The sequence below is a fragment of the Staphylococcus sp. HMSC62B09 genome, from assembly GCF_001839115.1.
GTDB classification, from domain to species: Bacteria; Bacillota; Bacilli; order Staphylococcales; family Staphylococcaceae; genus Staphylococcus; species Staphylococcus haemolyticus.
Genome location: NZ_KV840091.1, coordinates 1 through 1,417 on the forward strand (window position 1 = coordinate 1; position 1,417 = coordinate 1,417).

Sequence of the window (1,417 nt, forward strand, 5' to 3'; positions counted from 1 at the left end):
ATATAATCAGTATCATTATAATCAGTATCATTAGTGTATTTTTTTGATATATCATGATGTATCATTTTAATATTTCCTGATGTATCATTATCATATTTCTGGATGTATGAATTTGATACATCCGTAGAATATTGCTGCTCTACGTCATTTTCTTGTTGTGTAATACAATATACATCAGCTTTTGTTACTTCAGGTTTTTTTAGATATAGTTTATTGGGTTTATTTAATCCCACTCTGATTTGACTAAACAAATCAGCTCGAGTTAATTCCTTCTTTATTTTAGATAATTTGTTTGGGCTACTAATATTTAGGATTTGTTTTAACTTTTCGTTAGTATATATAAAGAATATATCTCCATTTTCATCTATCCAATTATTTTTTATAGATAAATCTAAACGGTCTCTTAATATTGACCAAGTTATTTTTGCATCATTGGACAATTTAGTATATTTAGGATTTGTAAAAAATACTTTAGGCAATCGATAGAATTTTTCTTTTTGGATTTCTTTAATATTAAAATTAGACATACAAAAAACCTCTTTCATATTTAGATTTTTAAAAGAGGTAATAAAAAGTCATAAGTAAGTATATATGTATTAGACTTGCGCTAATAATTCTTAATATATATAATATGAATACAACAACTGTACAAAAACAACTTTTTTATTACCATCGAGGCCTAACTATTCCCGTAGTTAGGCTTCTTTCTATTTATAATAACATTTTTCAAATCTTTGTTACATTTTTTATATATATTTAGTTTATATATCATGTGAGAATGATAAAAGGTTATATTTTATTTTTATATAGTGATACGAAATGTTATATAAAGAAAGCTATTACAATACGTATAAAAGGCATATAAGAAGTGTATAAAGAGAGTAAAATATATTCGTATAATTATATGTATCCCTTTTATGCATAAGTATAAAAGTATTGATGTGGTAAGTATAATAACTATATAATTATGATAAAAATCATTATGATAAATATCATATATAGTTATACGGAGGCTACTATATGAAAAGTATGAAGAAAATCGCTGACGAACTAAATGTGACAAAAATGACAGTTTATAATAATGCTAAAAAAGCAAATGTAAAATTTCAAAAAATTGATAACGTAAATTACTTATCTAGTGAAGATGAGATTGTGGTAGTAAATAGAATTAAAAAAAATCAGAAAAAGAGCATTGATGCTGAAAGTAAAATAAATGAAAAAAAATCTGATAATAATAATCAGGTAAAAGATGAAACAATAAAGCAGTTATATATTCAGCTAGATATATATAAGGAACAGGCAAATAGAGATAAAGAACAAATAAATACACTTAATAGACTTTTAGAAAATCAGCAAGTCTTAGCATTAGAAAGCAATAAAAAAATTCAAAAACTAGAAAGCCAATTAGAAGAAGAAA

Annotated in this window: 2 protein-coding genes; one reads left to right on the top strand and one right to left on the bottom strand. The window is 23.9% G+C overall.

Going from position 1 to position 1,417, the window contains the following annotated elements:
* Nucleotides 1-527: replication initiator protein A (locus HMPREF3265_RS01620; RefSeq protein WP_141754667.1), on the bottom strand; the 527-nt coding region annotated here is incomplete at its 3' end.
* A gap of 493 nt (nucleotides 528-1,020) precedes the next feature.
* Here HMPREF3265_RS01620 and HMPREF3265_RS01625 point away from each other — a divergent pair.
* The coding region (locus HMPREF3265_RS01625) for a DUF536 domain-containing protein (protein WP_141764257.1) at nucleotides 1,021-1,417 on the top strand (397 nt) is incomplete at its 3' end.